The 24,061-nt window shown below is 65.8% G+C and carries 22 protein-coding genes; 3 read left to right on the top strand and 19 right to left on the bottom strand.

Features of this window, described 5'->3' with window-relative positions; genetic code table 11:
• Positions 1-56: 56 nt before the first annotated feature.
• The 6 genes from ehuB to yajC form a co-directional block, all read right to left on the bottom strand.
• Positions 57-911 (bottom strand): ectoine/hydroxyectoine ABC transporter substrate-binding protein EhuB, encoded by an 855-nt coding sequence (gene ehuB, locus FJU11_RS07005; protein ID WP_235890868.1) that lies wholly within the window; start codon positions 909-911, stop codon positions 57-59.
• Positions 912-1,197: 286 nt separating this feature from the next.
• Positions 1,198-1,659, bottom strand: a complete 462-nt coding sequence (locus FJU11_RS07000) for a cupin domain-containing protein (protein WP_141166325.1) — start codon at positions 1,657-1,659, stop codon at positions 1,198-1,200.
• A 112-nt stretch (positions 1,660-1,771) separates the two neighbouring features.
• Entirely contained in the window at positions 1,772-2,626 is an 855-nt protein-coding gene (locus FJU11_RS06995) for a phytoene/squalene synthase family protein (protein ID WP_141166324.1), read from the bottom strand.
• A 76-nt stretch (positions 2,627-2,702) separates the two neighbouring features.
• Complete coding sequence (locus FJU11_RS06990; protein WP_141166323.1) at positions 2,703-3,089, bottom strand: Mth938-like domain-containing protein; 387 nt, start codon at positions 3,087-3,089, stop codon at positions 2,703-2,705.
• A 3-nt stretch (positions 3,090-3,092) separates the two neighbouring features.
• Complete coding sequence (gene secDF / locus FJU11_RS06985; protein WP_141166322.1) at positions 3,093-5,663, bottom strand: protein translocase subunit SecDF; 2,571 nt, start codon at positions 5,661-5,663, stop codon at positions 3,093-3,095.
• Positions 5,664-5,739: 76 nt separating this feature from the next.
• Positions 5,740-6,066 carry a preprotein translocase subunit YajC gene (gene yajC / locus FJU11_RS06980; protein WP_141166321.1) on the bottom strand — a complete coding sequence of 109 codons (327 nt, stop codon included), beginning with the start codon at positions 6,064-6,066 and terminating at the stop codon, positions 5,740-5,742.
• 203 nt (positions 6,067-6,269) lie between these two features.
• On the opposite strand from yajC, the gene FJU11_RS06975 reads away from it, so the two are divergent.
• Positions 6,270-7,148: an ATP-binding protein gene (locus FJU11_RS06975; RefSeq protein ID WP_141166320.1), complete on the top strand. Its 879-nt coding sequence runs from the start codon at positions 6,270-6,272 to the stop codon at positions 7,146-7,148.
• A 174-nt stretch (positions 7,149-7,322) separates the two neighbouring features.
• Here the strand turns inward: FJU11_RS06975 and FJU11_RS06970 are convergent, their stop codons facing one another.
• The 13 genes from FJU11_RS06970 to FJU11_RS06910 form a co-directional block, all read right to left on the bottom strand.
• Entirely contained in the window at positions 7,323-8,525 is a 1,203-nt protein-coding gene (locus tag FJU11_RS06970; protein WP_235890867.1) for a peptidoglycan DD-metalloendopeptidase family protein, read from the bottom strand.
• 629 nt (positions 8,526-9,154) lie between these two features.
• Positions 9,155-9,787 carry a protein-L-isoaspartate(D-aspartate) O-methyltransferase gene (locus tag FJU11_RS06965; protein ID WP_141166406.1) on the bottom strand — a complete coding sequence of 211 codons (633 nt, stop codon included), beginning with the start codon at positions 9,785-9,787 and terminating at the stop codon, positions 9,155-9,157.
• A 20-nt stretch (positions 9,788-9,807) separates the two neighbouring features.
• The gene (gene surE / locus FJU11_RS06960) at positions 9,808-10,581 is read right to left on the bottom strand and encodes a 5'/3'-nucleotidase SurE (protein ID WP_141166319.1); all 774 of its coding nucleotides are present in this window, start codon (positions 10,579-10,581) and stop codon (positions 9,808-9,810) included.
• A 49-nt stretch (positions 10,582-10,630) separates the two neighbouring features.
• Positions 10,631-11,911 (bottom strand): serine--tRNA ligase, encoded by a 1,281-nt coding sequence (serS, locus tag FJU11_RS06955; RefSeq protein WP_141166318.1) that lies wholly within the window; start codon positions 11,909-11,911, stop codon positions 10,631-10,633.
• Positions 11,912-11,965: 54 nt separating this feature from the next.
• Positions 11,966-12,805 (bottom strand): twin-arginine translocase subunit TatC, encoded by an 840-nt coding sequence (gene tatC, locus FJU11_RS06950; protein WP_141166317.1) that lies wholly within the window; start codon positions 12,803-12,805, stop codon positions 11,966-11,968.
• Positions 12,802-13,806: a Sec-independent protein translocase protein TatB gene (gene tatB / locus FJU11_RS06945; protein WP_141166316.1), complete on the bottom strand. Its 1,005-nt coding sequence runs from the start codon at positions 13,804-13,806 to the stop codon at positions 12,802-12,804. Before tatB ends, tatC begins: the two co-directional genes overlap by 4 nt.
• A 61-nt stretch (positions 13,807-13,867) precedes the next feature.
• Positions 13,868-14,119: a twin-arginine translocase TatA/TatE family subunit gene (locus tag FJU11_RS06940; protein WP_141166315.1), complete on the bottom strand. Its 252-nt coding sequence runs from the start codon at positions 14,117-14,119 to the stop codon at positions 13,868-13,870.
• Positions 14,120-14,267: 148 nt separating this feature from the next.
• Positions 14,268-14,927 carry an SMC-Scp complex subunit ScpB gene (gene scpB, locus FJU11_RS06935; protein WP_181408087.1) on the bottom strand — a complete coding sequence of 220 codons (660 nt, stop codon included), beginning with the start codon at positions 14,925-14,927 and terminating at the stop codon, positions 14,268-14,270.
• 65 nt (positions 14,928-14,992) lie between these two features.
• Positions 14,993-15,850 (bottom strand): segregation and condensation protein A, encoded by an 858-nt coding sequence (locus FJU11_RS06930; RefSeq protein ID WP_141166313.1) that lies wholly within the window; start codon positions 15,848-15,850, stop codon positions 14,993-14,995.
• Entirely contained in the window at positions 15,847-16,878 is a 1,032-nt protein-coding gene (gene nagZ / locus FJU11_RS06925) for a beta-N-acetylhexosaminidase (protein WP_141166312.1), read from the bottom strand. The genes FJU11_RS06930 and nagZ overlap by 4 nt, the downstream gene beginning before the upstream one ends.
• Positions 16,879-16,947: 69 nt before the next feature.
• Positions 16,948-19,512, bottom strand: coding sequence for an SPOR domain-containing protein (locus FJU11_RS06920; protein ID WP_141166311.1), 2,565 nt, complete (start codon positions 19,510-19,512; stop codon positions 16,948-16,950).
• Between the two features lie 62 nt (positions 19,513-19,574).
• Positions 19,575-21,335, bottom strand: a complete 1,761-nt coding sequence (gene argS / locus FJU11_RS06915; RefSeq protein ID WP_141166310.1) for an arginine--tRNA ligase — start codon at positions 21,333-21,335, stop codon at positions 19,575-19,577.
• 56 nt (positions 21,336-21,391) lie between these two features.
• The gene (locus FJU11_RS06910) at positions 21,392-22,609 is read right to left on the bottom strand and encodes a deoxyguanosinetriphosphate triphosphohydrolase (RefSeq protein ID WP_141166309.1); all 1,218 of its coding nucleotides are present in this window, start codon (positions 22,607-22,609) and stop codon (positions 21,392-21,394) included.
• Positions 22,610-22,758: 149 nt separating this feature from the next.
• On the opposite strand from FJU11_RS06910, the gene erpA reads away from it, so the two are divergent.
• The gene (gene erpA / locus FJU11_RS06905) at positions 22,759-23,091 is read left to right on the top strand and encodes an iron-sulfur cluster insertion protein ErpA (protein ID WP_141166308.1); all 333 of its coding nucleotides are present in this window, start codon (positions 22,759-22,761) and stop codon (positions 23,089-23,091) included.
• Positions 23,092-23,157: 66 nt separating this feature from the next.
• Positions 23,158-23,973 (top strand): exodeoxyribonuclease III, encoded by an 816-nt coding sequence (xth, locus tag FJU11_RS06900; RefSeq protein ID WP_141166307.1) that lies wholly within the window; start codon positions 23,158-23,160, stop codon positions 23,971-23,973.
• The last annotated feature ends 88 nt before the right edge of the window (positions 23,974-24,061 follow it).

The raw sequence follows: 24,061 nt of genomic DNA, 5'->3' as shown, positions 1-24,061 counted from the left end.
AACGATCCGGAGGTAGACCCCCGGATCGCTCGATCGTTCACGTCTTGCGAAGAGCCTTAGCTCTGCTTGGCGGAGCAGAGCTCCTTGGTCGTCTTCTGCGAGGAAGCCTTCACGTCGGCCTCGGTGAAGCCGTAGCTCTCGAGGTCCTTGGCCCAGGCGTCGGTCTTCTTGTACTTGGTCAGCACCTTGTTGACCGCGTCACGCAGATCCTTGGAGTCCTCGTTGAACGCGAAGGCGCCCCACGAACGGACTTCGCTGCCGTCCACGACCGGATCCTTGAAGTTCTGGACGATCTGCACCTTGCCGCTCTTCTTGGCGAGCTGGGCTGCCGTCAGGCCGGTTGCGGCGTAGGCGTCGGCGCGGCCGTTGGCGACCGTCGAGATCGCGTCGGAGTTCGACTGCAGCGTGACCATGTTGTCCTGCGGCACGCCGAGCTTCTGAAGCATGTCGAGCTGGTCGGCACCGGCCATGATCGCGACCTTCTTGTCGCCGTCCTTGAAGTCGGAATAGGCGGTGATGTCCTTCGGGTTGCCCTTGGCGACCATCAGGCCTTCGCCGTACGAGCTGTTCGGCTCGGAATAGATGACCTTCTGGCAACGCTCCGGATTGACCGCCATTTCGGCGGCGACCATGTCGAAGCGGTCGGCCTGAAGGCCGGGAATGAGCGATGAGAAGTTCGTGGTCACCCACTTGATGTTCTTGATGCCGAGCTCGTTCATGATGTGCTTGGCGACATCCGGCCCCGCGCCCTTCGCGTCGCCGTTCATGTCCATGTAGCCGTACGGAATTTCATTGGCGATCGCGATGCGGACCGTGCCCTTGTCCTTGATGTCCTGCAAGGACGCGGCGGAAGCGGAACCTGCGACCAGCGCCATCGCAACGGCAGCTGCAGCGGTCACGGTTTTGCTCAAGGCATTCTTCATTCTGTACTCCCTTAACGAGATCGGGCTCCGGCGGCTTCGATCATACGCGCATCGTGGCGCAAAAGCCGAGCGGAATTCGCCGGCCGGTTCCCCATAATTTTTAAAGGTCGTGCTGTCCGGGCCAGATGCCCGACAACCGATTGACGCCGCAGACTCTGCATGATCACCCGACGCAGGTCAAATCCAGCGGCGCATACGTCCTCGAAGAACCGCGAAAGCCCGGTCTTCCTGGGGTTTCCGCGCGGTGTGGCGGCGGCCCGAAGGCAGACGCCCTTCACCGGCGCGACCCTGCCGGAACGCCGGCACCCTCTCGCCGGCTGCCGAGCAGAAGGGTGTCGCAGAGCCATAACGAAACCTCGGCCGCCTCTTCGGGAAGGCCAAATTCGAAGGTTGCCGCACGACCCTTCCCGCCCGAAAACCGGAACGTCAGGGCGCGGCCATCCTTACCGGCGGGCGTCACGAAGGCTTCGCCCGGCTCGAGCCTTCGAACGATCTGCCGGCGGTCGTGCGTCTCGACGAGCCCCGTGCGCCCGTCCGCAAGGCGCAGGAACACCGCCTGGCCATTACGGGTGGCGACGACGGCCCGCACCGCCTCGTCCGGAAAGGCCTGCGCGAAAATTAGCATTGTCTCGCCCGGATCGAACGCATCCACGCGCCGTCGCTGCCACCGCAGATAGACGAAGAGAGCCGCGACGGCGCCGATCACGACCAAAAAGAAGAGCCCGTCGAACGTCACCGGCCGATCCTCCCTTTCCGCAAGTCTGACAGCGACGAAGGGCCGTCACAAGCCGAAAGGACCGGATCGCGAGGCTCGATCACGGGCGCCGACTTGCTCCCTCGGGTGTCTTCTAGAACCGGCGAAGCCGTGCCGCGCGCCACAGCCACCATTGCCGGCGCCACTGTGCGGGGGTCAGCCCTTCCTCGAAGAGTGCGGCGCTCGCCTTCCCGGCACGACGAAGCACGGGACCGGCGATCGCTGCCGGAAGAAACGCCGGAAAGATGTCCTCGGGCGTCGTGCGCAGCGCCTCACGTGCGCGGGCGAGGTGCTCGTTGCCGAGCGCGACGAACGCGTCGACGGCGCGCTTGCAGGCCTCGCGATCGGTCGCGGCGAGGAAGCTTTGGCGATCGAGCCCGGTCGCCGCCAGAATGTCGCCCGGAACGTAGACCTGGCCGCGCGCGCGGTGGATCGGCAGAAGCAGGATGGAACCGGCGACGGCAAGCGCGACGCCCGCATGACCGGCCAGATCGGCGGACTTGCGCGCGGCATCGGGCGAGATCGTCATCGCGCAGAGCTGCATGATCGCCGAGACGGTTTCGCCCGCATAGCCTTCGAAGGCGGTACGGTCGGGCATAGCATCGTCGTAGAGGTCGAAGATGCGCGCCTCGATGTAGTTGTCGAAGGTCTGGCGGGGCAGGTCGTGCCTGCGGATCGTTTCCATGAGGCCGGCGGCAACCGGGTTCGCCGCCGCCTGCCCGTGCTCGTTGCCTGCGACGAGATCGCGCCACCATTGCAGGCGGACCTCGCCCGGCATCGGCTCGTGGATCACGTCGCGCACGCGCGCGATCTCACCGTTGAAGGCGTAGAGCGCGGCGAAGGGGCCGCGGTGGGCTTCAGGCGTCAGCAGGCAGGCGAGATAGCGGTCCCGGTCGAGGTCGCGCAGGCTGCGCAGGCAGTGTTCGAACGTCTCATTCGCCTCGGCCATGCTTCCCCTTCGACCACGGACCCTGCGGCCTGCCCTTTCGGCAAACGGGAAGCGCCTGCCTCCCGCGCGCCGGTGCTCAGACCGCGATCAACGCGGCGGCCACGGCGCGCGCTTCGGCCAGCATGACGTTGTAGGTGCGCACGGCCGCCCCCGTGCTCATCGGGTCGGCCATGATCGCGTGCGCCTTGAGCACCTGCCGCAACGGCGCGGGCAGCATTCGAATGTCGGTGCCGGTCCCGACCAGAAGCACTTCGATGTCGCCCGCTTCGGCCAGCACCCTTTCGAAGGAGGCGGGCGCAAGGGGATCGGCTTCGTCGGGCGCCCAGCCATAGATGCCGGACGGCAGGCACAGAAGCGAACCGCGATGCGACATGTCCGCGAAGCGGAAGCCGCCATTGCCGTAGGCGTCGATCGGCGCGCGATCGGGAAAGTGGGCGTCGCGTATCTCGATACCGCGCGCCACGATCTAGACCGAACCCTTTGCGGGAGCCTTTTCCACCCTGCTCTCGCCGTCGAACTTCTCGCCCGGCTTTTCACTGAGCCCGCGAAGCTTGAAGGAGATGAGGACGGGCGCCGCGATGAAGATCGAGGAATAGGTGCCGACGACCACGCCGAAGATCATGGCGAAGGTGAACGATCGAATCACCTCGCCACCGAAGATGAAGAGCGCCAGCAGCGCGATCAGCGTGGTGAGCGCCGTCAGTACCGTCCGCGAAAGCGTCTCGTTGATCGAGAAGTTGAGAAGGTCCGTCAACGGCATCTTCTTGTACCGTCGCAGGTTCTCGCGCACGCGGTCGTAGACTACCACAGTATCGTTCAGCGAATAGCCGACGATGGTCAACACCGCCGCGATACTGCTCAGGTCGAACTCGATGCCGGTGATGATGAACATGCCGATCGTCAGCACCACGTCGTGGATCGTGGCGATGATGGCGCCGAGGGCGAACTGCCACTCGAACCGGAACCAGATGTAGACGAGGATCGCAAGCAGGGCGACCCCGACGGCGATGGTGCCGGCCGTCGCCAGTTCATCGGAGACGGTCGGACCGACCGATTCGACGCGACGGATCGTGTAGTCGGACGAGAATTCGCCACGGATCTCGTTGATGACGCGTTGCTGCGCGGCATCCGAGCCCGTTTCGGCCTGAACGCGGATCAGCGCCTCCTCCGGCGAACCGAAGCGCTGCACCTGCACCGAACCGACATCCAGACCGCTGAGCCGCGATCGGATATCGCCGATCTCGGCCGAGCCGTCCTTGGCCTGGACCTCGACCAGCGTGCCGCCGGTGAAGTCGATGCCGTAGTTCATGTTGACGGTCACGAGGCCGGTGAACGTGGCGAGCGCCAGCACGATCGAGATCGCGAAGGTGATACGGCGGAAGCCCATGAACGGGATCTTCGCCCCGTCCGCGAGGCCGGAAATGCGCGCTTTCGGCATTTCCTTCGGCCGGCGGCGCCGGATCCACTGCGACACGAGCCAGCGCGTCAGCGTGTAGGCCGTGAAGACGCTGGTGACGATGCCGATCGCCAGCGTGACGGCGAAGCCGCGGATCGGCCCGGACCCCAGATAGAAGAGGATGACCGCGGCGATCAGCGTCGTGATGTTGGCGTCGAGAATGGTCGCGAGCGCGCGAGAGAAGCCAGTGTCCACCGCCTGGATCAGCGAGCGGCCGTTGCGTCGCTCCTCGCGTATGCGTTCGTAGATCAGCACGTTGGAATCGACCGCCATGCCCATCGTCAGCACGATGCCGGCGATGCCGGGCAGCGTCAGCGTCGCACCGAGCACCGAAAGGAGCGCGATGATCATGATGAGGTTTGCGAGAAGCGCCACGTTCGCCAGCACGCCGAGAAAGCCGTAGGCGATCAGCATGAAGGCGACGACGGCGATCGCGCCGATGACGGCGGCGGTTTCGCCGGCCGCGATCGAATCGGCACCGAGCCCCGGCCCGACCGTGCGCTCCTGCACGACGTTGAGCGTGGCGGGCAGTGCGCCAGCGCGCAGCAGGATCGCCAGGTCGTTGGCACTCTGTGGCGTGAAGTTGCCGGAGATCTGCCCGGACCCGCCGAGGATCGGCTCGCGGATGACCGGCGCCGAGATCACCTTGTTGTCGAGGACGATCGCGAAGGGCTTGCCGACGTTTTGCTGCGTGGCCCGGCCGAAAGACTGGGCACCCTGCGTATCAAAGCGGAAGGTGACGATCGGCTCGTTGCTGCGCTGGTCGAAGCCCGGCTGCGCATCCGTCAGGTCCTCGCCGGAGACGAGGACGCGCTTTTCGACGAGGTAGTGCTGGTTCGGGTCGTCCTGCGAGGGCAGGACCGAGGTCCCGGCCGGCGGAGTGCCCTGCATGGCCTGCTGAACCGGCATCGACGTGTCGACCATGCGGAAGGTCAGCTTGGCGGTCTGGTTCAGGAGGTTCTTCAGACGCTGCGGATTGCCGAGGCCGGGCACCTGGACGAGGATGCGGTTCGATCCCTGCCGCTGGATCACCGGCTCCGTCGTCCCCAGCGCGTCGATGCGCCGCCGCACGACCTCGAGCGACTGCGTCACGGCGTTGCGCACGCGGTAGTCGATGCCGTCGGAGGTAAGCGAAAGATGCAGCGTATCGGGCTGCGGCTGGCTCATCGCGACTTCCCGCACCGATCCGCCGCTCGAGAACATGCCGGCATTGGTCGGGTTGGTCACGTCCTGAAGCGCCTGCTTCGCCGCGTCGACCTTCGAATCGTCGCGGATGGCGACGTGGATGTCGCCGTTTTTCCCGCCGAGCCCGGTATAGCCGATGTTCTTGTCACGCAGGATGCGCCGTACGTCCTCGACGACGGCGGTGGTGCGGTCCTTGATCACGTCCTGCCGGTCGACCTGCAGCAGGATGTACGAACCGCCCTGAAGGTCGAGGCCGAGCGTCATCTGCGTGTGCGGTACCCAGGAAGGAAGTGCGGCGACCTCCTTCTTGCTGAGCACGTTCGGGAAGGCCAGCACGATCGCCACAAGGACGACAAGCCAGATCAGTGCGGTCTTCCAGCGGGGAAAATGAAGCATCGGACTCTCGGGTCGCGTTCGCAGCCAGGCTGCATCTTATTTCGTGGCAGGCGCTCTTCAGGCGGCGCCGCGGCGCCTATTCCTTGACGGGCTCGCCCTTGGCGCGGACCTCCGAAAGCAGGCTGCGCACCGCGCGGATGCGCATGCCGTCGGCGATCTCGATTTCGACCTCGCGGTCGTCGACGACCTTCGTGACCTTGCCGACGATGCCGCCGCCGGTCACGACCTGATCGCCACGACGGATGTTCTTCAGCATCTCCTCGCGCTTCTTCATCTGCTGGCGCTGCGGCCGGATGATGAGGAAGTACATGATGACGAAGATCAGCACGAACGGCAGGATGGACATGACCATCTCGGCACCACCGCCACCGACGGTCTGTGCATGAGCCGGAGTTACGAACATGAATGGGCTCCTGGTGAAGGGGCTCGGCGAACGAAAGCCGCCAAAATCGCTTCGCGCATACAGGAACAATCGGGGCCAATGCAACTGTGCACGGCCTGCGGACGGCTCTTTCGCGGGCATCTGCGCCTTTTCGTCCCGCAAAGGCCATGCTACCGCGAAACGATCCACCCCGCCACAACCAACCGCATGCAGGCCCGACAGCGATGAACGACGAGACCATGACGACCCTGATCGATGAGGTCCGCCGCCTGCGCGGTGCGGTGGAAGCCCTTTCCGGCCCGCCACCGGCGACGATCGATCTCGACGCGGCGGACTGCTTCGTCTGGGTGCCGGAAACGCGTGGCCTGCAGCCCGTGCCGCGGCCGAACCGCGTCGCCATCGAGCTCATCAAGGGCGTCGAGCGCGTCCGCGACATCCTGCTCGACAACACCGAACGCTTCGCATCCGGCTACGCCGCCAACAACGTGCTTCTGTGGGGCGCGCGCGGGATGGGCAAGTCCTCGCTCGTCAAGGCCGCGCATGCCCGCGTCCTGAATGGTCGGGCCGAAGGCTCCCCTCGCCTCAAGCTGATCGAGATCCACCGCGAGGACATCGCGACGCTGCCGCGGCTGATGACGATCGTCTCGAGGAGCGCTGCGCGCTTCATCCTCTTTTGCGACGATCTTTCCTTCGACCACGACGATACCGCCTACAAGTCGCTGAAGGCGGCGCTCGAAGGCGGCATCGAGGGCCGACCGGACAACGTCGTCTTCTACGCGACATCCAACCGGCGCCATCTTCTGCCCCGCGAGATGGCCGAAAACGAGCGGGCGACCGCGATCAGCCCCACCGAGGCGACGGAGGAGAAGGTTTCGCTTTCGGACCGCTTCGGCCTTTGGCTCGGCTTCTACAATTGTACCCAGGACGACTATCTCGCCATGGTGGATGCCTACGCCCGCCATTACGACCTCGGCGTCGACGCGGCGACGCTTCACGCAAAGGCGCTGGAATGGTCCGTGACGCGCGGCGCGCGCTCCGGCCGCGTCGCCTGGCAGTTCATCCAGGACCTGGCGGGCCGCCTCGGCAAGACGCTCGAAGGCTGAAGTAGCAAGCGTCGAACGAAAAGCGGCGCACCGTTGCCGGTGCGCCGCGATACCCGTCGAAAGCGTGGTCTGCCGGGGATCTCCCGGTCAGACCGATCCGGTCCGACGTCGCGAACAATGCGCCGGACCAAGGGATTGAGCGCCGGACCTGATTCGATCCGGTCGCAAAGCGGTCTAGTCGAGATAGCTCGTCGGATCGACCGGGGTCGCGTCCTTGCGCACCTCGAAGTGCAGCTTCGGCCGGTCGGCCGCTCCGCTCATGCCCGAGTCGGCGATCACTTCGCCGCGCGTCACCTTCGCGCCGCGCTTGACCTTGATGTCTTTGGCGTAGCCGTAGACCGTCACCAGACCGTCGTCGTGACGCACGAGAACGGTGTTGCCGTACTGCTTCAGGCCGTCGCCGGCGTAGATGACGACGCCGTTCTCCGCGGCCTTGACCGGCGTTCCCTCAGGAACCGAGATGTCGATGCCGTCGTTCTGGTGGCCATCCTCGCGCGAGCCGAAGCGGCTGACGATCTGGCCACGAGCCGGCCAGCGCAGCTTGCCGACGCCCGAACTCTTCGGCAGGCTCGCGACCTTCGTCTCGGCCGGTTCCTCGACCTTCGCTTCGGTGCCGGGCTTGGGCGCCTCGGACTGCGCGCTGCGGGCGGTCTTGGCTGCCGGCTCGTCTTCGTTCGCGGCAGGCTTGGAGGCGGCTTCGCTCTTCACCGCCGGTTCGGCCTGCGGCTTCGGGGCGGGCTCTTCGGTGGCCTGCTGCGTCTTTTCCGGCGCCGTCGCGCCGCTGGGCAGCGTCAGATGCTGGCCGATGCGGATCGCGGTGCCGGAAAGATCGTTCGCCTGCTTCAGCGCATCGATCGAGACGCCGGTGCGCGAAGCGATACGGGTCAGCGTATCGCCGCTCTGGACCGTATAGCTGCCGCCATGCGTGCTTGCGACCTGCTCGGCCGCTTCCGGCGCCTTCAGCGTTCGGGTGCCGTCACCAGGCCTAAGGCTCGGCGTTGCCGAGGCGGACTGCGTACCCGCGCTCGATGTGTCGGAGCCACCGCGATTATAGGTCGGGATGACGATCTGCTGGCCGGCCGAGACGGCCGAGGCGCTGGAAAGGTGGTTGGCGCGCATGATTGCATCGGCCGGCACGCCGTAGCGGCGCGAAAGCGTATCGACGTCTTCGCCCGGACGCAGCGTCACGCTCATGGCGCTGTTCGTCGACCAGCCGGTCGCGGCGCGGGCCTGTGAGGACGACACGGTCTGCGGACGCGAATCGTTGGCACTGCCCGGGGGCGGAAGCGTGCCGCGCTGAACGGCGCCGGGCGCCACCGAGGCGGTGCGGGCGGGAGAGGAATAGTCGTCGTTGTTGGCGGGAAGCGGCTGAGCCATCGAGGTGCCTCCGGATGCGGATTGCGGGTTGGCGTCGTTGCGGGCGTACGAACCGGTCGGTGCCGGAGGCCGCATGGCCGTGCCCCCATTCGGCGCTATGGACGAGGTCGTCATCCCATCCCCGCCGTAATGACCGTCCTGAAACCGAAGTACGTCCGAACTACACCCGGCCGCAGCACTCGCGAGAAGCGTAGCACCAAGAATACCGAGGAGGGACCGCGAAGAAACGAAATGTCTTCTACTACGCATTAACTCATCCCGCACCTAAGAAGAAGTTGCAGACGATTAAATCGCGTTAGTGTTACTGCACGGTTAAAAACGGTGAAGTTGTGGCGGAACGATACCCGCCGGTTGCGGCCCGACCCAGAGCCTTTCAGGTTCATACGGAAGCGCTCTGTTCGATCGTGCCGGTTTCCCATGCGAAGGCGATCGCAGCGCGATGTGGTTCATCGGGCTAGATCGGCGACAAAGTGGGAGAGCGGCACGGTCGAACCCTTCGGGCCGGCCCTGTTTGCGCCGTGACGCTTCGACGGATGGCTCGACCGTACCACCAGTACGCTCGTCGCCATCCGTCTCGGTCCTGACGCAAACAGGGTCGGCAGAGCGCTTCCGTATGAACCTGAAAGGCTCTAAAGCGCGCGCGCCCGGCCCGTCGCGATGGGCTGGAAGGGAACCGGGAAAAGTTCCTCGCGCTCGAACCGGCTGCCGATCTTGGTCATGCGCATCAGCATGCAGGTGCCGTCCTCCATGAGGACCGGCGCCAGCAGCACACCGCCGGCCACGAGCTGGTCGACGAAGAAACGCGGCGTCGTGTCGTAGGCGGCGGTAACGAGGATACGGTCGAACGTGCCCTCGCCCCTCAGTCCCTGGCTTCCGTCGGCCTGGCGTGCGGCGATGTTGGTGAGGCCCAGCCGCTCGAACCGGGCCTGCGCATTGGCGATCAGCGTGCGGAAGCGATCGAGCGTGAAGACGCGCTCGGCCGTGCGCGCGATGACGGCGGCGGTGAAGCCCGAGCCCGTGCCGATTTCGAGCACGCGCTGTCCTGGCTGGACCATGAGCAGATAGAGCATCTGCGCGGCGAGATCGGCCCCTTCCATGAAGGAACCGCATTCGATCGGTACGACGCCCGCATCGTAGGCGGCCGAACGCGCCGCCGACGGCACGAAGAGGGTCCGCGGCGTCGCTTCCACGGCCTTGAGCAACTGCGTGTCCTGCAGCCCCTCCCCGCGCAGGCGCAGCACGAGACCCGCGAAGCCTTCCATTTCGCTCTGCACGCTGTCGTTCACCGTGTCGTCTCGCCCCCGAGCACTGCCGCGACCCGCTCCGCAGCACTTCGATCCGTGATGTCGAGCTTCAGCGGCGTGACGGAGATCGCCCCCTCGCTCACCGCGCGCAGGTCCGTGCCGTCGTCCGGCTCGGACGGGCGTCGCGAGAAGCACAGCCAGTAATAGGGAAATCCGCGCCCGTCGGTCCGCCGGTCGATCGACAGGCCGTGCATCGATCGGCCTTGCGTCGTGACCACGGTTTCGCGGACGGCATCCGGCTCGCGGTTCGGAAAATTGACGTTGAGGAAGGTGCCGGCCGGCAGGTCCGCCTTCGTCAGGCGTTCGATCAGACCCGGACCATGACGTTCCGCGACCTCGAAGGGGATCCGCCGTTCGCCGTCGACGAAGGCGTAGACCTGGCTGAGCGCGATGGAGCGGATGCCGAGGATCGTGCCTTCCATCGCACCGGCGACGGTGCCCGAATAGGTGACGTCGTCGGCAAGGTTCTGCCCGGCGTTGACGCCCGAAAGAATGAGGTCCGGCGCCTCGTCCATGACGCCGCGAAGCGCCATGATGACGCAGTCGGTCGGCGTGCCGCGCAGCGCGTAGCGCTTGTCCTCGATCTTTCGCAGGCGCAGCGGCTCGGAAAGCGTCAGCGAATGCGCGAGCCCACTCTGATCGGTCTCCGGCGCGACCACCCACACATCGTCGGAGAGCTGGCGCGCGATGCGTTCCAGCACGGCGAGCCCTTCGGCGTGGATGCTGTCGTCGTTGGTCAGCAGGATGCGCATGCCGGCTCCGTTACCCTGTCCATGCGATCGACGGTAGCGAAGCCGGCCGTCATGACGCGACGATGCGCTCGAGACCGCCCATGTAGCCGCGCAGGACTTCCGGCACCGTGATGGAGCCGTCCGCTTCGAGGTAGTTTTCCATCACCGCGATCAGCGCACGGCCGGTCGCCACACCCGAACCGTTGAGGGTATGCACGAAGCGCGTGCCCTTTTCCTCGCGCGGACGGTAGCGCGCGTTCATGCGCCGTGCCTGGAAGTCGCCGCAGACCGAACAGGAGGAGATCTCGCGATAGGTCTTCTGGCCGGGCAGCCAGACCTCCAGATCGTAGGTCTTCTGTGCGGAAAAGCCCATGTCCCCGGTGCAAAGCGTCATTACCCGGTAATGCAGGCCGAGCCGCTTCAGCACTTCTTCCGCACACGCCGTCATGCGCTCGTGCTCGTCGAGCGAACTTTCGGCATCGGTGATCGAAACCAGCTCGCACTTCATGAATTGGTGCTGGCGCAGCATGCCGCGCGTATCGCGCCCGGCGGACCCCGCTTCCGAGCGGAAGCATGGCGTCAGCGCCACGACGCGCATCGGCAGCGCGTCGTGATCGAGGATCTCCTCGCGCACGAGGTTGGCAAGCGGCACTTCTGCCGTCGGAACCAGCCAGCGATCGTCGGTCGTCCGGAACGCGTCTTCGGCGAATTTCGGGAGCTGCCCGGCGCCGAACATCGCGGCGTCGCGCACGAGCAGCGGCGGCGCGACTTCCTGATAGCCGTGCTCGCTCGTGTGCAGGTCGATCATGAACTGCCCGAGCGCGCGTTCGAGCCGCGCCAGCGCGCCCTTGGTCACCGTGAAGCGCGATCCGGCGATGCGCGCGGCGACCTCCGGATCCATCAGCCCGAGCGCCTCGCCGATCTCGAAATGCTCGCGTGCCGGATGGTCCCATGCGGGCTTCTCTCCAACCTGGCGCTCTTCGCGGTTGTCCGCTTCGTCGGTACCGGCCGGCACGCCGGCAAGCGGCAGGTTCGGCAGAGAAGCGACCAGACCTTCCACCTGGCGCTCAACGGCGCGGCTTTCTTCCTCGGCCGCCGCCATGGCGCTCTTCATATCGGCGACTTCCGCCTTCATGCGCTCGGCGCGTTCGGAGTCCTTCTCGCGCAGCGCCTGGCCGATTTCGCGCGAAACCTCGTTGCGCCGCGTCTGCATCTCCTGAACGGTCTGAAGATGCTCACGCCGGCGCTCGTCGAGTTCGAGCAGGCGCTCGGCGCAAGGCAGCGCGCCGCGTCGCCGCAGCGCCTCGTCCAGCGCCCGCGGGTTTTCGCGTATCCACTTGATGTCCAGCATGATGGCGTCCCGCCGCAGGTCAGATCATGGGTGCCGGCCCGACGTTGGGAACGCTCAACCCTCGTCGTCGGAACGATCCGGATCGTCGCCGGAAGCGGTCGCTTCCGCCTCCGCGCTCGCCTCTGCGCGTTTGCGCTCGACGACCCGGGCGGCATAGATGGCAACCTCGTAGAGAAGGATGGTCGGCAGTGCAAGGCCGATCTGGGAGACCGGATCGGGCGGCGTCAGCACGGCTGCGGCGACGAATGCGAGCACGATCGCGTATTTGCGCTTCGCGGCGAGACCCGCGGCCGAAATGATGCCGACGCGCGCGAGCAGCGTGGTCACCACCGGCAACTGGAAGACGAGCCCGAAAGCGAAGATCAGCGTCATGATGAGGCTGAGGTATTCCGAGACCTTCGGCAGAAGCTGGATCGCCGCCTCGCCGCCGCCGCCCGGCTGCTGCATGCGCAGGAAGAACCACATCACCATCGGGGTGAAGAAGAAATAGACGAGACACGCGCCCATCAGGAAGAGAAGCGGAGACGCGATGAGGAAGGGAAGGAACGCAGCGCGCTCGTTCTTGTAGAGGCCGGGAGCGACGAACTTGTAGATCTGCGAGGCGATGATCGGAAAGGCGATCACCATTCCGCCGAACATGGCGATCTTGATCTGCGTGAAGAAGAATTCCTGCGGGGCGGTGTAGATCAGCTCGATGTGGTTCGTATCGAGATGCGCCAGATGCACCGCCCAAGTGAACGGCACCACGAGCAGGTTGAACAGTTCCTTCGCGAAAAAGAAGCAGACGAGAAAGGCGACGAAGAACGCACCGATCGACCAGATCAGGCGCTGCCTGAGCTCGATGAGGTGCTCCATGAGCGGAAGCGCCTTCTCATCGATGTCGTTGCTGCTCATGGCGTCTTGTCGTCCGTATGGTTGGCGCCGGTCTCGCCGGGCGCACCGGGTTCATCGGCCGTGCCATTGACGGGGCGCGACACGGTCCGCCCCTTGCCTCGCGCTTTTTCTGCGACGGCAGTAGTTGCGGAAGCGGGCTTCGCGCCGTTCGTGATTTTCCCGGCGCCGGGAGAAGCGCCCCCTTCACCGGTATCCGCAGCCGAACCGTTCGCCGACGTGGATCTCGCAGGCTTCGCCTTCGTCCCACCGGTCGCGGCCGCCTTGGCACGCGCACCACTGCGGGCAGCCTTTGCGCCGTTCGACGGGTTCGCCGTTCCGGCATGGCCATTCGCTTCGGAAGCCCCGTTCCCGGCACCCGCCTTCGATGCCGTCCTGGACGCGGCGGCCTTCGGTGCGGCCGCACCGTTCGCGGCCGTCTTCGCGCGGGTCTTGCGCGCGGGAGCGGCGCTTCCGTTGGTCGAAGCACCTTTTGCCGTCGCCGGCTTCTTCGATGCGGATGCCGTCTTCGCACCAGGCTTCTTCGTCGACCCCTTTCTGGTCGCCGCCTTCTTGACTGGCGCAGCCGGCTTCGCTTCGTCGAGGCCTTCCCGGTCCGGCTCGTGCAGTTCGTTGGGCTGCGGTTCGCCGATCGGCTCGCCTTCAGTGACGGCGGAAAGCGCGTCGCGGTCGGCTTGCGTGGTCTTGGAGACGCTTGCCGGTCGGACCGCCTCGTCGAGCCCGGACCGGATCTCCTCGCCGACCTTGCGCAGCGGGTTCATGACGTCGCGTAGGTTCTTGGACGGGTTAAGGTTCTGCGCGTCCGAGATCGTCTTGCGGACCTCGTCGAACTCGGAATCGTTCAACGCCTCGTCGAATTGGGTGCGAAACTCGCTCGCCATCGAGCGCAGCTTCGCCGTCGTCTTGCCGAAGGCGCGCAGCATGCGCGGCAGGTCCTTGGGCCCGACCACCACGATCAGGACGACCGCGATGACGAGCAGCTCCGGCGCGCCGATATCGAACATGCGTATGAGCTCCTAGCGTCGCCGCTACCGGCGACTGCGATCCGCTCCGTCGAACTTCGCGCTACTTGGCCTTGTCGTAGCGTGCCGACTTGTATTCCGGCGTCTCGCCCTTCTCCTCGGAGCGATGCTCGACGGTCTTCGCCTTCTCGGTGGAGCCGGCGTTCTCGTCCTCGTCGTCGTCGGCCATGCCCTGCTTGAAGCTCTTGATGCCCTTGGCGACGTCGCCCATCAGATCCGGAATCTTTCCGCGACCGAAAAGAAGGAGAACGACCACCAGCACGATGAGCCAGTGCCAGATACTCAGACTACCCATAATCCATCTCCCTTGAAGGCCGCTCGCCGCAATGTAGGCCTTGCGAGGACACCATTCAAATAGCGCTTCTCGCTCGTAACGGAAAGCACGATAGCGTGCAACGAAAAGCGGGGATTCGGGCCGTGCTTGCGACGAAACGACGGCGGTTTCAGCCTTCTTCGCCGCCGGGCGGCAGGAGCCCGAGATCCTCCAATGCGCCGGATGCCGTGCTCGACCCATCGTCGTGCGAAGCATCCTCGTCGAAACCGGCATCGGCCGAAAAGTCCGGCGGCAGCTTGGCCGAAAGCAGGCCCGCCCCCTTCAGTTCCTCGATCCCGGGCAGGTCCGCGAGCTCGCTCAAGCTGAAGTGATCGAGGAAGCCCGGCGTGGTGGCATAGGTGACGGGCCGGCCCGGGGATTGCCGGCGACCGCCGATGCGTACCCAGCCGGTTTCGAGAAGGACGTCGAGCGTGCCCTTCGACGTCGAGACGCCGCGGATCTCCTCGATCTCGGCCCGCGTCGTCGGCTGGTGATAGGCGATGATCGCCAGCACCTCGAGTGCGGCGCGCGAAAGCTTCTTCACCTCCACCTCCTCCCGGCGGAGGAGCCACGAGAGGTCGGCCGCCGTGCGGAAGGCGTAGGCGTCGCCGGCGCGCACCAGGTTGACCCCGCCATCGGCGTAGCGCTTGGCGAGCCGGGCCATGGTCGCCTCGACGCCGGTGCCCGCCGGCAGCCGTTCGGCGATCGCGCGCGCGGCGACGGGACCGGCCGAGGCAAAGACGATCGCCTCGGCGATACGCTCCGCCTTGCGCTCGGCCTCCGCGCCCACCTGCCCGGCTTCGTCCGCTTCTTCCGCGCCGGTCTCGTGCGGGTCGAACGGTTCTCCGTTCCGTGTCACAAGCCGTTCTCCGTGGCCCTCTCGCCGTCTGCCATGCCGGTGTTTCCATCGACGTCGCGCAGGTGAAGCGGCGCGAACGCGGCATCCTGGCGCACCTCCAGCCGGCCTTCACGCACGAGTTCGAGGCAGGCGGCAAACGTGCTGGCGCGTGCCGTCACTACGTTGCCGGTCGCGCCGAGATAGGGCGCGAGGAACTGTTCGAGCGGCGTCCACTCCGGCACCTCGCCGATCATCCGAGCCAGGATCGAGCGTGCGTCGGCAAGCGACCATACGGGCCGCCGGGCGATGCGCACCCGGCTCACCGTCTGCCGCCGGCGCTGCGCGGCATAGGCCGTCAGGAGATCGTAGAGAGAAGCCGTGAAGGTTTCGCTGCGTTCGACCACCGTCGCTTCCGGGTTCCCGCGCGCGAAGATGTCGCGGCCCAGCCGGTCGCGCCCGACGAGGCGCGCGGCGACGTCGCGCATGGCTTCCAGACGCTTCAGCCGAAAGGCCAGACGCGCGGCCAGTTCCTCGCCGCTTTCCTCCTCGTCGGCATCCGGCTGCGGCAAGAGCAGGCGCGACTTCAGATAGGCAAGCCACGCCGCCATCACGAGATAATCCGCCGCGAGTTCGAGCCGGATGCGGCGCGCGTCCTCGATGAAGGTCAGGTATTGCTGCGCGAGCGCGAGGATCGAGATGCGCGAAAGATCGACCTTCTGGCGTCGCGCCAGGTGAAGGAGGAGATCGAGCGGCCCCTCGAAGCCGTCGACGTCGACGACGAGCGCCGGTTCGCTCGCGGTGGGGCCGGCATCGTCGTTGGCCGGCCAGTCGGCCGGTTCGCCGATCTGTCGGGCGCCGCTGCGCGCTCCGGTCATCCTTCGCCCCGCCCCGACGCACCGATCAGTGCGTCGAATTCGCCGCGTAGCGCCTCTTCCCGTGCGTCGTCGGCCGGCACGAAGGCGGACGTGACCGCATCCGCACGCCGTTTCGCCTCGCCGGAAAGAGAGGAGATCGCATCGGCGACGGCGCGCATTTCCCCCATGTCGCCATTGCAATGGAGAACCATGTCACATCCGGCCGAAAGCACGGCACTTGCCCTTTCGCCGAAACCACCCAAAAGCGCCTTCATCGAAAGGTCGTCGGACATCAGAAGCCCGTCGAAGCCGATCTCCGCGCGAATGATATCGTGCACGACGCGCGAGGAATGCGTCGCCGGGTTTTCGGGATCGATCGCTTCGTAGACGACATGGGCCGTCATCGCCATGGCTTCGCCGTTCATGGCCCGGAACGGCGCGAAATCCCGTTCGCGGAGCGCTTCGAGGGACGCGTCCACCACAGCCAGTTCGAGATGCGTATCCACCCGGGCGCGCCCGTGCCCCGGCACGTGCTTCACGACCGGCAGCAGACCACCGGCCTTGAGACCGGCTGCGGACGCCTGCCCCATCGCGATGATGGTGTGCGGATCCGTGCCGTAGGCGCGATCGCCGATGACGGAGCTCGACCCCGGTGCCGGCAGGTCGAGGACGGGCAGGCAATCGACCGAGACGCCACACCGCGACAGATCGAAGGCGTGGAGGCGCGACTGAAGCCACGCCGCGCGCACGCCCCGGTCTTCGTCAGCGGCATGGATCGCGCCGAGCTCGCCCCCCGACGGATAACGCGGCGCAAGCGGCGGGCGCAGCCGCTGAACGCGGCCGCCCTCCTGATCGATCAGCACCGGCGCATCCGCGCGGCCGACGGTTTCGCGAAGCGCGGCCGTCAGTTCCCGGAGCTGGGCGATGCTTTCGACGTTGCGCGCAAAGAGGATGAAACCCCACGGCCGATGCTCGGCGAAGAAGGCGATCTCTTCGGGATCGAGCTTCAGGCCGGAACAGCCGAAAATGACGGGCTTTGATTCGCTCATGCGCAAAGCATAGCCATACGATCGGAAAAACGCAGTCCCACCGACCGGTTCGTCGAAGGAAGAATTCGCCTACTGCGTGACGAAGCAGTCGCCGCCGGCCTTCTTGTACCGGGCGCAGAGATCGCTCGCGTCGCTGCTCGTTCCCGCGGGAATGCGGATCCGGTAATAGGTCTTGTCGTCGGAGACCTTCGCGGACTGGATGTCCACGCCCTCGCCATCGAGAACCGAGCCGTAGCGCTTCTTCAATGTCTGATAGGAACGCTTGGCGGCATCCTCGCTCGGCTGGGAAGCGATCTGGACGTAGTAGCCGCCCGGGTTCGCCGGTGCTTCGTCGCCGTCGCCGCTCGCATCGTCCGACGTACGGGCGGCGGAAGCCGCACTCGCGGTCGTGGTCTGCGTTTCGTCGGCGTCGGCATCGGCGCCTGCGGCTTCCGAGGCGCCGTCGCCATCGTCCGTCGAAGCGTCCTGCGCCTGGCCGCCCGGGCGCGCATCCGGCAGCGGCGCGGGTTCGTCCGTGCCCGTGACCATCGCTGCCGCATCGGGTGTGCTCGCCGTTTGCGCCGAATTGTCGTCGGCGTCGGCGGAAGCGTCGTTCGAACCCGATTTCCCGTCGTTAAGGGGAACGAGATGCCCATCGGCCGTGACGGTCATGGTCTTGACGTAGTGTGGCACGACGCCCGAAGGCGTCGCCGCTTCCGGAGCAGGCTTGCTCTCCTGCGGCTGAAGCCGGTCCTGTTCCTTGCCGAGGCGCGACGAGCGGCCGTCGGAAGCGTCGGCAACCAGATTCTCCGAAGCACTGCGCACGCCGGGCAGGCCGTTGTCGCCTCCGCCCATCGAGGCGGCGACGATCGGCTGGTTGTGCTTGACGACGTCGAGCGGCTTCTCGGTGGTATCGGTGAGCGCGGTCTTCCCGTCGCTGTCCGGATCGGACCCGTCGACACGGTCGTAGACGATCTTGTTCTGGTTCGGAACATGCTCGCCGCCCGGGTTCTCGGGCTTGCGCTTGGCGGGCGTCGCATCCGCCATGATGATCGGCGCATTACCGCCGGCGCTGCTCTGCGCAACGGGGGTGGAACCCATCCAGAATGCAGCACCCGCACCAGCCACGATGACGAGACCCGCCGCCGTCACCGCAAGCCGGGTCCAGCGCTTCGGCGCACCGGCGGCCGTCCGTGCCCCGTTCGGCGCATGGTCGACGACCGTGCCTTGCGACGCTGCACCATTTCCCTCGCGATGTCCGTAGCGCCGTGCGTCGAGCGCACGCTCGAGGTCGGCGAAATCGCTCGCCTCCCGCTCGCTGATGTCGGCGTCCATGGCAGGCGCCGAGGCGATCTCCGCCGGCGGTGCGGCACGCGGCGCCTGCTCGCCTGCAAGCTCGGCGTCTTCGACCGGCTCCGCGGCCTTCGTGGCGCGCGGATTGATCAGGCCGAGGATCTCGGTATCCATGTCGTAGTCGAGATCGTCGTCGGCGACGGACGCGGTGCGCGGATCGTCGTCTTCCAGGCGGGGAATGCCGAGATCCGGCGCAGCTTCCACTGCCTCGTCCGGCTCGCAGATCGCTGCTGGATCGAAGTCGATGCCTTTCGCCGTGCCGGCGACCGGAACGAGGCCGACATCGGGTATCGCCACCGTGCGCGTATCGTCATCGACCTGCGCGGTTTCGGCCGGCTTCGGTTCGGTCTGACCCGCTGCGCCGTCCGCAGCCCTAGCCACAGGCAACGCGGAAGGATTGGCGGTTTCGCTCTTCCGGTCGGTCTTCGTTGCGCCATTGCTCCTGCCTGAAGCCGAAACCTGCAGCGCGGCGATCTCGGCAAGCAGCGCATCGTCGATCCGCGCATCGTCGTCGTCGCGTGCAGGTGCCGCATCGGCGGCCTGCGCAGCGCGCGGCTCTTCGAACGTCTCGCTTGCCGGTTCGTCGGAGATCGGGACGGACGCGTTCGGCGCCGCCACGTCTTCGTCGTGGGTCATTTCCGTTTCGTGCGTGGCCGCAGTCGGTTCGGCGACCGGCGAATGGTCGAAGATCTCATGCGCGGCCGGTTCCGAAGGTTCGCCGGCGCCGGGGAATACGAAGCCTTCTTCGGACCCGGCTTCGGCAGCGACGGGCTCGTCCATCGAGGACGGCCGTTCGTCCTCGTCGTGGCGAAGGTCTAACGGCTCCGCGCCAAGCGGCTCCGGGGCGGCCTCCACTGCGAAAGCGTCAATCGATCCATGATCAACCGGCTCGCTCTCGGGCTCGTCCGATACGTCGAAGGCGCGCTCGAGGTCTTCCTCGAGCGAAAGCGTCATGAGATCGTCGGCGCTGGCGCGCGGATCGGCAGTCGACGGCTCGAAAGCGGATGGCTCGACAGCCGGAACGCTCGCAGCCTCGAACCGATCTCCGTCGCGTCGCTCACCGAAAGAACGAGCATCGTCGGGGGCGTCGAGCGAGGGTGCATGGTCCCCCGTATCGAGTTCGCGCATCAGTTCGTCGTCGAGATCGACCGGCTCGTCCGCCCTGCCCCGAGCCGCCGGATCCTGCTCGTAGCCGACGATCCGGGCGAGTTCGGCGAGCGGATCGTCGTCGCCCATTTCGGGCTTCCCGTTCGATCCGTCGCGCCCGTTCGATCCGTCGAGATTGTGCTGCTTATCGACCATGGCTTTCGTCTCTTCGGCAGAATTGCAGGTCAATGCCAGCGTATTGTGGGGAAAGAGTGACTTCAGCGCATCTCCGCCGGCGCCTCCGCCCCGATGATCGTCAGGCCGGAGCGCAGGACCGATGCGACCGCGTGCACCAGACCCAACCTGGCAAGCGTCAAGTCTCCGTCTTCATCGTTAACAAAGCGTAATTGCGGCATCTCCTTCCCGCGGTTCCAGTGCACGTGGAAGATGCTCGCGAGATCGTAGAGGTAGAACGCCAGTCGATGCGGCTCGTGCGCGAGTGCCGCCGCCTCGACGACGCGCGGATATTCCGAAAGCTTGGCAACGACGGCAGCCTCGCTCTCGTGCAGGTCGGCACTCTCCACTGCCGCGGCAAGCCGCGCCGGATCGGTATCGAGGTCCGGGAAGGCCGCCTTCGCCTGGCGAAAGACCGAATGGCAACGCGCGTGCGCGTACTGAACGTAGAAGACCGGGTTGTCCTTCGACTGCTCGGTGACCCTTGCGAAATCAAAGTCCAGCGGCTCGGTGCTCTTTCGATAGATCATCATGAAGCGCACCGGATCGCGACCCACCTCCTCGACCACCTCGCGCAGCGTGACGAAGTCGCCGGAACGCTTCGACATGCGCACGGGCTCGCCGTCGCGGAAGAGCTTCACGAGCTGGCACAAGAGCACGGTCAGCTTGGCCTCGCCGCCGGAAACCGCGCGTGCGACGGCCTCGAGCCGCTTGACGTAGCCCCCATGGTCGGCGCCGAGCACGTAGATCATCTCGTCGAAGGCGCGCCGGAACTTGTCGCCGAAATAGGCGACGTCGGCGGCGAAATAGGTGAACGCGCCGTCCGACTTCATCAACGGCCGGTCGATGTCGTCGCCGACGGCGGTCGAGCGGAAGAGCGTCTGCTCGCGGTCCTCCCAATCCTCCGGCTTCTGGCCCTTCGGCGGCGGTAGCGTGCCCTTGTAGACGTGCCCCTTGAAGGTGAGGTCGTTGATCGCCTGGCGGATCGCGCCCCCGTCGCCGGCATGCAACGAGCGTTCGGAAAAGAAGACGTCGTGCTTGACGTTGATGAGTTCCAGATCCGCCCGGATCATCGCCATCATCGCGTCGATCGAACGATCGCGCACGATCGGCATCCACTCGTCTTCCGGCATTTCGACAAGCCGGTCGTCGAACTCTTCGGCAAGCGCCTGCCCGAGCGGAACGAGATAGTCTCCGGGGTAGAGCCCGGCCGGAATTTCGCCGATCGACGCACCGAGCGCTTCCCGGTAACGCAGGAAGACGGAGCGGGCGAGCACGTCGATCTGCGAGCCCGCATCGTTGACGTAATACTCTTTCGTGACCGAAAAGCCGGCGAAGGCGAGCAGGTTCGCGAGCGTGTCGCCGACGACCGCACCACGGCAATGCCCGACATGCATCGGCCCGGTAGGATTGGCCGAGACGTATTCGACGTTCACCGCCTTGCCCGCACCGAGATCGCTTCGACCGAACTCGGCCCCCTTGCGGACGATGTCGACCAGCATGCGTCGCCAAGCGCCGGACGCAAGGCGCATGTTGATGAAGCCCGGGCCGGCGATGGAGACCTCTGCGAGATCGTCCTGCTTGCGCAACTCCTCGGCGATGCGTTCGGCGAGCGCGCGCGGATTGGTCTTCAGCGGCTTTGAAAGAACCATCGCCGCGTTGGTCGCAAGGTCCCCGTGCGCGGCGTCGCGCGGCGGCTCCACGGTCACGCGTGAAAAGTCGATTTCGCCTGCATTTTCCCGCGCGCAATCAAGCGACTGAACGGCCGCGATCACACGGGATTCGAAGTCTTTGAACACATTCATCGAACGATCCGGAAACGATGGGCCGCGGATGTCGCGCAAAGCCCGGTGAGCGGCGCCTAACGCAATTGGGGGGTCCGGTCAAACAGGCGTCGATGGGTATCGATCGCGAAGGTGTCGGTCATGCCCGCCAGGTAGTCCGCAACGCGGCGCGCACGCTCGTCCTCTTCCATCGCCTTCGCTCCCTCCGCCCAGAAATGCGTCTCCATCAGATCCGGACGCTCCATGAAGCGGGCGAAAAGATCGCGCACGATCGTCGCTGCCGCCTCGCGAACCCGCATGACGTCCGGATGGCGGTAGAGATTGGCATAGAGGAACCGCTTGATCTCGCGGTCGATCGCCTGGAAGCGGTCGGAGAAGCGAACGAAGCTGCGATCGCTGCGTCGAACGGCCTCGACGCTGTGCGGCCTCTCCTCCTCGATCCGAGCCTGCGCGAAGCCGATGACGTCTTCCACCATGCGTGTAATCTGCCGGCGCATGATCTCGTGCGTCACTCGCTCGCCATCGAGGTCCGGGTAGCGCTCGTAAACCGCATCCAGCAGTTCGGCGAGGAACGGGACGTCCTTCAGCATGTCGTGCGTCAGCAGACCGGCGCGAAGGCCGTCGTCGATGTCGTGCGTGTTGTAGGCGATATCGTCCGCGATGGCGGCAGCCTGCGCTTCCAGGCTCGCAAAACCCGCGAGATCAAGATCGTGCTCGGCGTTGTATTCGGCAACGGCGTGGGGAAGCGGCCCGCCGATCCCCTTCCCGTCGGCATCCGTCAATGGCCCGTTGTGCTTGACGAGCCCTTCGAGGGTTTCCCACGTCAGATTGAGGCCGTCGAACTCGGCATAGCGGTGCTCGAGGCGCGTCACCACGCGTAGCGCCTGCGCGTTATGGTCGAAACCGCCATGGCTCTGGAGCATCTCGCCGAGCGCATCCTCGCCCGTATGGCCGAAGGGCGTGTGGCCGAAATCGTGGACGAGCGCGATGCCTTCGGCCAGATCCTCGTCCAGTTTCAGCGCCCGGGCGAGCGAACGGGCGATCTGCGCTACCTCGATCGTGTGGGTCAGACGCGTACGGAAATGGTCGCCGTCGTCGGCGATGAAGACCTGCGTCTTGTGCTTCAACCGGCGGAAGGCGGTCGAATGAACGATGCGGTCGCGGTCGCGCTGGAACTCGGAGCGGGTGGCGCTGGAGGGTTCGGGAAGGAACCGCCCGCGGCTTCGCCACGGATCGCACGCATATGCCGCGCGCTCGCCCACGCCGAAGCCGAGCCTCTCGCTGTCGATCGTCATCGCACGTCCTCTGCCCGGCCGGATGACAGGCCACGGTATCCCGTGGCCGCTTGACGCCGTCTTTCGACCTTCATACCTATCGTGGCAACGCAATGAAACTGCCCAGACGTGAAACGCGCGCCGGCTGCGGCGCGCCACGAGGCAAGGCCATGACACAACAGACCATCTCGCTTTCCGACTCCGCGGCGAAGCGCATCGCCACCATCCTTTCCAAGGAAGCCGGCAAATCCGCACTGCGCGTTTCGGTGGAAGGCGGAGGCTGCTCCGGCTTCTCTTACAAGTTCGATCTCGTCGAGGACCAGCAGGAGGACGACATCGTCCTCGAAAAGGGCGATGCCCGCGTGCTCATCGACCAGATCTCGCTCGTCTATATGGAAGGCTCGCAGATCGACTTCGTCGACAATCTGATGGGCCAGTCCTTCCAGATCACCAATCCGAACGCGGTCGCTTCCTGCGGTTGCGGCACGAGCTTTTCCATCTGAACGGGCTCGCACGCTCGCTCAGGCCGAGTTCCGAGACGGCGTACGAACGAAAACGGGAAGACCGCCTTGTCATCGTCCGCCACGCCGAACACGCTTTCGATCGCGACCTGGAACATCAACGGCATCAAGGCGCGTCTCGACAACCTCGTCGCGTGGCTGAACGAGTGCCAGCCGGACATCGCCTGCCTGCAGGAGATCAAGTCGACGGACGAGACCTTTCCGCGCGCGGCGATCGAGGAAGCCGGCTATCACGTCGAGACCCACGGACAGAAGGGTTTCAACGGCGTAGCCATCCTTTCGCGCGTATCGCCCGACGAAGTGACGCGACGCCTGCCGGGCGACGACGGCGACGAACAGGCCCGCTTCATGGAAGCCGTCTTCCCGTTCGCCGGCAGCGTGCTCCGGGTCGGCTGCCTCTACCTGCCGAACGGCAATCCGGTCGACACGGAGAAGTTTCCCTACAAGCTCGACTGGATGAAACGCCTTCGCGCCTTAGCCCGTGAGCGTCTGGAACTCGAGGAACCCTTCGTGCTCGTCGGCGACTATAACGTCATCCCGCAGCCGGAGGATTGCCACGACCCGCAGGCGTGGGAGGGTGACGCCCTCTTCCGCCCGGAAACGCGCGAAGCCTTCCGCCTCTTCGAATCCCTGGGTCTGACCGACGCGATCCGCGCGACGAACGACGCCGACGAACTCTACACGTTCTGGGACTACCAGGCGGGCGCCTGGCAGAAGAACAACGGCATCCGCATCGACCACATGATGCTCTCACCGGAGGCCGCGCGAATGCTGCGCGGCTGCGAGATCGACAAGCATGTCCGTAGCTGGGAAAAGCCTTCGGACCACGTCCCCTGCCGGCTCACCCTCGGCGCCGAAAGCTAGAGCCTTTCAGGTTTATACGGAAACGCTCTGCCGACCCTGTGCCGCTCTCCCGTTCGGCGGGCAAACGAGTCACTGGCTCGTTTGCTTT

Origin of the sequence: Pararhizobium mangrovi (assembly GCF_006516965.1) — a bacterium.
Taxonomy (GTDB): domain Bacteria; phylum Pseudomonadota; class Alphaproteobacteria; order Rhizobiales; family Rhizobiaceae; genus Pararhizobium_B; species Pararhizobium_B mangrovi.
This window is presented reverse-complemented; position numbering and strand designations above follow the sequence as displayed.

Bases quoted from the DNA above. Each gene is read 5' to 3' on its own strand.
- yajC (WP_141166321.1), bottom strand. From the start codon at position 6,066: ATGTTCGTAACTCCGGCTCATGCACAGACCGTCGGTGGCGGTGGTGCC.
- nagZ (WP_141166312.1), bottom strand. From the start codon at position 16,878: ATGAGCGAATCAAAGCCCGTCATTTTCGGCTGTTCCGGCCTGAAGCTC.
- FJU11_RS06965 (WP_141166406.1), bottom strand. From the start codon at position 9,787: ATGGAAGGCTTCGCGGGTCTCGTGCTGCGCCTGCGCGGGGAGGGGCTG.
- FJU11_RS06910 (WP_141166309.1), bottom strand. From the start codon at position 22,609: ATGACGATCGACAGCGAGAGGCTCGGCTTCGGCGTGGGCGAGCGCGCG.
- surE (WP_141166319.1), bottom strand. From the start codon at position 10,581: ATGCGCATCCTGCTGACCAACGACGACAGCATCCACGCCGAAGGGCTC.
- tatC (WP_141166317.1), bottom strand. From the start codon at position 12,805: ATGAGCAGCAACGACATCGATGAGAAGGCGCTTCCGCTCATGGAGCAC.
- FJU11_RS06970 (WP_235890867.1), bottom strand. From the start codon at position 8,525: ATGGCTCAGCCGCTTCCCGCCAACAACGACGACTATTCCTCTCCCGCC.
- FJU11_RS06995 (WP_141166324.1), bottom strand. From the start codon at position 2,626: ATGGCCGAGGCGAATGAGACGTTCGAACACTGCCTGCGCAGCCTGCGC.
- tatB (WP_141166316.1), bottom strand. From the start codon at position 13,806: ATGTTCGATATCGGCGCGCCGGAGCTGCTCGTCATCGCGGTCGTCCTG.
- FJU11_RS06920 (WP_141166311.1), bottom strand. From the start codon at position 19,512: ATGGTCGATAAGCAGCACAATCTCGACGGATCGAACGGGCGCGACGGA.
- serS (WP_141166318.1), bottom strand. From the start codon at position 11,911: ATGCTGGACATCAAGTGGATACGCGAAAACCCGCGGGCGCTGGACGAG.
- secDF (WP_141166322.1), bottom strand. From the start codon at position 5,663: ATGCTTCATTTTCCCCGCTGGAAGACCGCACTGATCTGGCTTGTCGTC.
- erpA (WP_141166308.1), top strand. From the start codon at position 22,759: ATGACACAACAGACCATCTCGCTTTCCGACTCCGCGGCGAAGCGCATC.
- FJU11_RS06940 (WP_141166315.1), bottom strand. From the start codon at position 14,119: ATGGGTAGTCTGAGTATCTGGCACTGGCTCATCGTGCTGGTGGTCGTT.
- FJU11_RS06930 (WP_141166313.1), bottom strand. From the start codon at position 15,850: ATGACCGGAGCGCGCAGCGGCGCCCGACAGATCGGCGAACCGGCCGAC.
- FJU11_RS06975 (WP_141166320.1), top strand. From the start codon at position 6,270: ATGAACGACGAGACCATGACGACCCTGATCGATGAGGTCCGCCGCCTG.
- argS (WP_141166310.1), bottom strand. From the start codon at position 21,335: ATGAATGTGTTCAAAGACTTCGAATCCCGTGTGATCGCGGCCGTTCAG.